This is a genomic window from Planomonospora algeriensis, from assembly GCF_977012225.1.
In genome coordinates, this window is the sequence record NZ_CDRNDK010000320.1 from 1 (window position 1) to 7,663 (window position 7,663).

A 7,663-nucleotide genomic window follows, 5' to 3' on the forward strand; every position below is an offset into this window, starting at 1 on the left:
GCGGTTTCAGGGCCGAACGTGGCATGGATCGGCCCGGAGCTGCGGAACGCAGGCGTGGGAAAATGCCATGGATCCCTACTCATGGTCGTTCACGACAGTGGCGCCGGAGGTGCCGACGGTCACCGAGACGAGCCCTGCCAAGGACGCGACCGATGTGCCGGTCGATGCGGTGGCGAAGGCGACGTTCAGCGAGGCGGTGTCTGAGGCGCAGATCAGCGTCAAGGACGCCCAGGGCGCTGCGGTCGCGGGTGCGTCGGCGATGGACGCCGAGGGCAAGGTGTTGACCTTCACTCCGCAGCAGCCGCTGGTCAAGGGTGTGAAGTACATGGTCGAGGTGACCGGGGCCAAGGACGCCGAAGGCAACACTCTGGCCGCACCGCACGCCTGGTCGTTCACCACGGTGGCACCGGACACCACCGCGCCGACGGTCACCGAGACGAGCCCTGCCAAGGACGCGACCGATGTGCCGGTCGATGCGGTGGCGAAGGCGACGTTCAGCGAGGCGGTGTCTGAGGCGCAGATCAGCGTCAAGGACGCCCAGGGCGCTGCGGTCGCGGGTGCGTCGGCGATGGACGCCGAGGGCAAGGTGTTGACCTTCACTCCGCAGCAGCCGCTGGTCAAGGGTGTGAAGTACATGGTCGAGGTGACCGGGGCCAAGGACGCCGAAGGCAACACTCTGGCCGCACCGCACGCCTGGTCGTTCACCACGGTCAAACCCCCCACCTCGCCGGACTTCAAGGGCCACTGGAAGTTCGATGAGGGCTCCGGCACGATCACGCAGGACGCCTCTGGGCACGGCAACACCGCTACCCTGCAGGGCACGGCTGGCTGGGGAACGGGACGTACCGGCCAGGCCATGGCCTCGACGGGGTACCCGAACTACGCTCAGACCGCCGGGCCGGTGATCCGCACCGACGACAGCTACACCATCGGCGCGTGGATCCGGTTCAAGGACCGCGACAAGTCCTACCAGGTCGCCGTCCAGAACGGCGTCAACCGCGCCCCGTTCTACCTGGGCAGCGACCCCACCAACGGGTTGAGCTTCCTGGTGTACAAGACCGACACCACCGCGTGGAGCGGTGTCGGCGCCTATTCCCGCATCCCGGCCCCACTGAATGAGTGGGTGCACGTGGCGGGGGTGTACAACAAGGCCGCCGGCAGCATCTCGGTCTACGTCAACGGTCAGCACTCCGCCACCACAAACGGGGTACCGGCCCTGTGGCACGCCAACGCGCCCATGACGATCGGCCACCACATCAACGGTGACATCGACGACGTACGCATCTACCAAAAAGCTCTCACCGGTGCTGAGATCAGCGGCATGTACGCGCTGCGCGGCCACTGGAAGTTCGATGAGGGCTCCGGCACGATCGCGCAGGACGCCTCTGGGCACGGCAACACCGCTACCCTGCAGGGCACGGCTGGCTGGGGAACGGGACGTACCGGCCAGGCCATGGCCTCGACGGGGTACCCGAACTACGCTCAGACCGCCGGGCCGGTGATCCGCACCGACGACAGCTACACCATCGGCGCGTGGATCCGGTTCAAGGACCGCGACAAGTCCTACCAGGTCGCCGTCCAGAACGGCGTCAACCGCGCCCCGTTCTACCTGGGCAGCGACCCCACCAACGGGTTGAGCTTCCTGGTGTACAAGACCGACACCACCGCGTGGAGCGGTGTCGGCGCCTATTCCCGCATCCCGGCCCCACTGAATGAGTGGGTGCACGTGGCGGGGGTGTACAACAAGGCCGCCGGCAGCATCTCGGTCTACGTCAACGGTCAGCACTCCGCCACCACAAACGGGGTACCGGCCCTGTGGCACGCCAACGCGCCCATGACGATCGGCCACCACATCAACGGTGACATCGACGACGTACGCATCTACCAAAAAGCCCTGAGCGGCAGCGAGATCAGCACGCTGGCGTCCGGAGCGTCGACGGCGCGACTGGCCCCGCTGGCCAAGTCCGTTCCGGCGGCCGAGTCGCTGGTGTCTACGCTGGCGCAGGCTGCTCCGACCGTCAGTGACCTGCAGGTCACCTCGTCCTCGACAGGAAAGGACAAGAAGGGCATCACATCACCGTCGCTGTCGGCCGCGGTGTACGACCCGCAGGGACGCGCTTCCGATCTCACGGTCGAAGTTGAACACGACCCAGCCGCTTCCTCCCAAGGCAAGGGACTGATCTGGGCGGGAAGCACGAAAGTTCCCGCTGGTGCTCCGGTTGGTTCTATGGCGGTGCCGGACGGGAAATTGGCTAACGACTGGCTGATACGCTGGCGCGCTCGCGCGGTCACCGGAAAATTGTCCTCTGCGTGGTCAGGCTGGCAGCACGTCAAAGTCGGCGCTCCCGCCGCCCATCAGCGGCCCATCAGTACCGATGATGTCGCGAGCCTGTCCGCTTCGACCACGACCTCGGAACCGACTGCAACTGCGTCCAGCATGCAGAAGGAAGCAGGGGCGAGCTCGGCCGCAGCTCAAACTGAGGGCTTCGATTACGAGCACCCCAACCTAGAGACATGCGCGGCCACTCCCGGTGAAACCAATTATGCCGAATATGACGCTCGCATCCAGGAGAGGCCCTACTCCTCTTGCTGGTCCGCTTACCTCTACATCCAGCACTACGAAGAAGACCCCGATACTAGGAAGAAGAAACCGGCGTTTAAGTCGGGTCCGGCTTGGGTGGGTCTGGCAAAGAGCGTGATAGATGCCGCGGTCACGGCTCAGAACGACGACGCTCTCCGATTTCGCGCCACTTGGGTTGCTCACAGCTACCTGGGCGATGCAACCGGTAATGGAGTTGTGAACGGAGGAACAACTGGGCTCAAACCGCACGACATTCAAGTGTTCACTCGCATCGACGAGATTGCCCTAGTCGACAAGAACGGGCGCGTCAAGGTTCCCGGAAATAAGCTGTCGGGCCTCTTCATGGATGTGCTTCTCGACGCCGACACGAAGGATGAAGGCGACTGCGACACCGGTGATCCAGGAGGTATTCGAGACATCGGGGAGTGGGCCGTCAAGTCGGACGAGAAATTCATGATCAAAGCAGAGGGATCTCCCGAGCATAATACGATATGCTCGTTCATCCCTCAGATCAGCCTGGAAGCCAATGGTCCCGGCAACTTTAAGCACATTCCGCTGTACAGTCAGAAGGTACAGGATAAGAACGGAAAGTTCATCGACGTTCTCCGTCACGGCAGTGGCGAGGGCGAGGATAAGCGCTGGGTGCCGAACTTTCGGTGCGACTGGCAGGTTTTCGGCCTCGAAGATCCGGATGCCGCGGATCACAAGTATGCCTGCATCAACACGCGATCCAAGCGCGTGTTCGTCATGTCTAAGACTAGGGATGCTAAATTCGCCCAAGTCATCAAACACATCGAGGATGCTCTGAATGTGAAGGACGGCGCCAACGCTAAGACTTACCCTCCAGTTCGCGATAACGAGACACAGAATCCACCGCTGAGAGAATTCAATGGCAGTGAGAAGGCGAAAAAGATCCCGGGAGACTGGGCAGCCCCAGAAATGAGCGATGCAGGAAAGCCTCTGATTCGAGTTAAAACAAAGGATGAGAAGAAGGCTAATCGTGCGGTCTTCTCCGGGCGCAATTTTAAGTTCGTCGCGGAAGGGGTTAAATACGGCCCGGGATCTAACTACTGCAAATACTACTTCGCCGACAAATATGAGGACGAGGAGTATCGAAAAAAGGTCGATCCCCGATGGGGGGAGCTGCAGTGCGACGAATACCCATTCGCCACCACTGAGCAGGGAGCAGCCAGCCCGGACTGGGACTACTCGCTCCGGGCCCTCGGCAGAGAGCACAACGGACTGCACGGCAGTGCACTGAACAGCTTCTATAGTAAATATCGCGTGGGAGGCGGCAACCCCTTCTGGGTTATGATCGAACCCTGAGTCCATGTTAAGGCCATGGTGAATAGCGCAGCCGCCGTCCACATCGGGCGGCGGCTGCCTGTGTAGCGAAAGGTAATAAAATGCGGGATAAGTCTGACGTTTTTCTGACGGACGGCCAGTGGGATCTACTCATCGAGTATGGATTTACAGCTAGGTTCGCTGGCACATGGGTCGAGGGCGACGATACAGAGGAGATCGCTCGCCGACTACGTGTCGACCCGGCGACCCAACTGGACTGCGACCTGGCTACAGCCATGCGCTGGTATCAGCCATACGAGCCAGAAGAAATCATCTGGATTGGCTCCCATAGTCCAGGTTGGACACACATCACCAGCATCAGTGGTCTCAATGTAATGCCGGGTCCGCTCACTCAGGATGGACGCAAGATGTTCTACCTGGAGTACAACGAAATCGATGAATTTCAAGGCCTCGACTACTGGCGTGACGGCAAAGGCAGAGGCCGATATGGTCCGGACTCCGACGGGATAGGAGAACTCGGCGAACTGTTCGACAGCAACGGTATCGACATCGCCGCCCTGGAGGATGATCTCCAAGATGTCAAAGCCTGTCTTTATCTGATGGGGCAGATCACCGGCCGCTCCATCGATCAAGGCTGGCTTGCGGCGACCCGAACCCTCTACCGAATCCCTGATGGAGCCTGGGCTTGAAGAGCCCGCCTGTACTGACGTATTTCATTTATCCATGGGGGAAATTTTTATGCCCCCATGGATAAATGAGCTTTTTTCAACCTGGCGGCGTTTGGTCGGTGTAGGTAAAAAGGCCGGGTTGAGGCCAGATGGGACTTCCTACTACATTCATAAGTCCTCTAGGAGTGAGTTACCGCGTCGTCGGTAATGGCTGATCAGAGTACGTGCCTGGTGGAGCCGCCGGAAGTCTGACCAGGCCAGGACATGATCGATGGCGCTGGCTGCCGGGATGAGCAGCCAGACCAGGACGCGGCGGATCTCGGCGAGCGAGAGCCGAACGAGCCTCATCCCGCTGACGCCTCCAGGAGCGAGCAGCCTTTCCCCCGCCGACGGTCTCGTCGGCGTCGGCGGGCAGGGCGGCGCGTGTGACGGCCAGGAGCGCCAGCGCGAGCATGGCGATGGTGACGTGCCGGTGCCACGGGGTCCACTTGCGGACCTGGTATTGGGTGAGGCCGAGCAGGTTCTTGCCGTGTTCGTTGTTCTCCTCGGTCTTCCAGCGCATCCTGGCCGTGTCGATCAACTCGGGGACCGGGGTGTCGGCCGGGGCGTGGGCCAGGAAGAACTCCACCTCCATCGGGGCGCTGACGGAACGGAGGCTTCCCACGGTGTGCGCGTACCTGGGCGCGGGCACCTGCCCGGCTACGGCGGCGGACACCGCGGTCCAGTCGTAGACGCGCAGCCCTTTGGTGCCGGCCCCGCATGAGCGGCGCTCCCAAATCCCGGCTCGATCGAGGGCCAGCCGGTCCAGCACAGTTCCGGGAGCGGATTTGGCCTGTTGACGACCTGTCTGGGGTAATCTCGGCGCCATCGGGCGGCCTCCGCACGGCCGGATCTTCCACCAGGACAGGGAGCGAGGAACGTTCCCATGCTCATCCCCGGTTCACCCGCGGCCTCTTCCCGGACTCCCCCCGGCGGGGACGACACCGGTTCGAGGCTTCACGTCCATCGCGTCACCAAGTACGACCCGGCGGACCGCGACGAGCGCGGGTACTACGTCGGCTCCGAGGACGCAGACAGCGACCACGGTCCGGTCGAAGCCGCCTACCTGGCGGCCGTGGCCGCGTTCGCCGGGGAGACCGGTCTCACGCACCTGGCCATCCGCGACCCGTCGGTGACCGGCGCGCTCTGCTTCGGCGTGGAAGCCCCGCTCGACGGTCACGGGCTGGCCGGGCTGTTCCCGCCCGACCTGACCGGCTACCACGACGGCGCGCAGGTGCCGCTGGCCGTCGCCCTGGAACTGGTCCGGGCGATGCTGCGCGGCACCGGGGCCTGGTGCCGCCTGGAGGCCGAGGACCGCTTCTTCGTCCACGTCGGCTACGACCAGTACCTCTACGTCGGCAGCGCGCTGCCGTGCCCGCACGCGGTGGCGCTCACTCACCGGCGGGGGCTGTTCGCCGAGCCGATCGGCTGGTCACCGTACGACCCGCGATTCGATGACGACGAGCCCGCGCCGCGGCGCCCCGCCGATGCGGCGTTCTGGGCCGAGCTGCAGGCCCTGGCCGGCGACCGCGGCGTGGTGGTGCTGCAGGAGGGCCATGTCGGCAACGCCTCCCGCTGGCACCGGATCACCGCCGAGGAGGTCACCGCGGTGCGGGACCGGCTCACTGCCCGCTCCCGGCTGTGGGTCTGGCCCGATCTGTCGGCGAATGTGGCCGCGGTCCTCGCCGGCCTGCCCGAGGAAGGCCTCAGCGAGATCGTCTGGCAGAACGCGCACGGGCACATCACCAGCCTGGCCGTGGACGAGACCGACTACCCGGCGCTGCCCGCGGCGCTGGCCGGAGCCCGCGCCGCGATGGTGCTGTCCGGTTACGTGGACGAGTGCACCCCGCTGATGGCCGCGGTGCTGCCCGACTCCGACGGCGTGCTGCGCGCCCGATGGGCACCCTGACGCCTGCGTCCGCCGCACGGGCGGTGTCGAGCGCGACACCGCCGGTCGTGGAGGGGATCATCACGCGGGTGCAGCGGGCCGGGGAGTACCGCGAGTGCGATGAGGCCGACGGCCGCTCGCCGGTCCGGCGCGGCCCGATCCGTTCTCACCGGACCCGGGCGCTCCGCACCGCCTCCGGCCCGATAGCTAAAGCGTTCGCGTCCACGCGATTGGCTTTCGCGCGGCGCGAAATCATTTCCCTCCTTCGGATATCGTCTCACACAATCGCTGTTATGTGAGACGATCACGAGCGTGACCGAGATCGTCCCCACTGCTGTCCTGCGCCCCTCGACGGCAGCCGCCGTCCCGGTGCCCGCCGACCGGCCCGGCACCGTGGCGGTGCCCGCGCCGCTGGTGCGCACCGTCGGCGACATCCCCGGACTGCGCCCCCGCCGGGAATGGCGCGACGGCGGCGAGGTCCCGGGCGCGGACGTCGACGCCGTCGACGCCCTGGACCCGGCCACGTGGCCGGTGGTCGCGGCCTGGCTGAGCGCGGCCAGGGCCGCCAGCCACCCGGCGCGCCCGCCTGGCCGACACGGCGGCGTTCCTGCGCTGGCTGGCCGCCGAGGCCCCCGGCACCGGCCTGCTGGCGGTGGGCGAGGACCACCTGGTGCACTACCGCGACACCCTCGCCACCGGCACCGCCCGCGCCGGCCTGGCCCGGCCCGGCACCCCGCTCGCCCCGTCTACGATCGCGCGCCGGTTGTCGAACCTGTCCAGCCTGTTCGCCTACGCGGTGCGCCGCCGGGTCCTGGCCGCCAACCCGGCCGAACCGGTCGAGCGGCCCGAGGTCTCCGCGATCGGCACCACCCCGGCCCGCACCCAGGAGGAGGCCGCCGCCCTGCTGGACGGCGCCGAGGCCATCGCCGCGGCGCACCCGGCCGACGCGGCCGCGGTGGCGCTGCTGGGGGTGTGCGCGGTGCGCGTCGGTGAGCTGGTGGCGCTCACCGTCGGCTCCGTCGTGGCCGACGCCGGGCACACCGTGCTCGTGTTCCGCCGCAAGGGCGGCCGCACCGACCGCCTGCCCGTCCCGCCCCGGGTCCGCGCGCTGCTGGAGCCGCTCCTGACCGATCGGGCCCCCGGCGAGCCGCTGCTTACGCGCGAGGACGGGCGGCCGTTCGA

At 65.8% G+C, this 7,663-nt stretch carries 4 protein-coding genes and 1 pseudogene; 4 read left to right on the forward strand and 1 reads right to left on the reverse strand.

What is annotated here, in order from left to right:
* Positions 1-67: 67 nt before the first annotated feature.
* Positions 68-3,907 (forward strand): LamG-like jellyroll fold domain-containing protein, encoded by a 3,840-nt coding sequence (locus ACWJ6R_RS25985; protein ID WP_449064746.1) that lies wholly within the window; start codon positions 68-70, stop codon positions 3,905-3,907.
* Between the two features lie 80 nt (positions 3,908-3,987).
* A complete protein-coding gene (locus tag ACWJ6R_RS25990; RefSeq protein ID WP_449064747.1) occupies positions 3,988-4,575 on the forward strand; it encodes a hypothetical protein in 588 nt (195 codons plus the stop codon).
* Between the two features lie 388 nt (positions 4,576-4,963).
* Here ACWJ6R_RS25990 and ACWJ6R_RS25995 read toward each other — a convergent pair.
* Positions 4,964-5,410, reverse strand: a pseudogene (locus tag ACWJ6R_RS25995) (IS701 family transposase); the annotation flags it as partial.
* Between the two features lie 69 nt (positions 5,411-5,479).
* Here ACWJ6R_RS25995 and ACWJ6R_RS26000 point away from each other — a divergent pair.
* Positions 5,480-6,502 carry an RNA-binding protein gene (locus ACWJ6R_RS26000; protein ID WP_449064748.1) on the forward strand — a complete coding sequence of 341 codons (1,023 nt, stop codon included), beginning with the start codon at positions 5,480-5,482 and terminating at the stop codon, positions 6,500-6,502.
* A gap of 631 nt (positions 6,503-7,133) precedes the next feature.
* On the forward strand, positions 7,134-7,663 hold a 530-nt coding region (locus ACWJ6R_RS26005; protein WP_449064749.1), incomplete at its 3' end, for a tyrosine-type recombinase/integrase.

Bases quoted from the DNA above. Each gene is read 5' to 3' on its own strand.
- ACWJ6R_RS26000 (WP_449064748.1), top strand. From the start codon at position 5,480: ATGCTCATCCCCGGTTCACCCGCGGCCTCTTCCCGGACTCCCCCCGGC.
- ACWJ6R_RS25990 (WP_449064747.1), top strand. From the start codon at position 3,988: ATGCGGGATAAGTCTGACGTTTTTCTGACGGACGGCCAGTGGGATCTA.
- ACWJ6R_RS25985 (WP_449064746.1), top strand. From the start codon at position 68: ATGGATCCCTACTCATGGTCGTTCACGACAGTGGCGCCGGAGGTGCCG.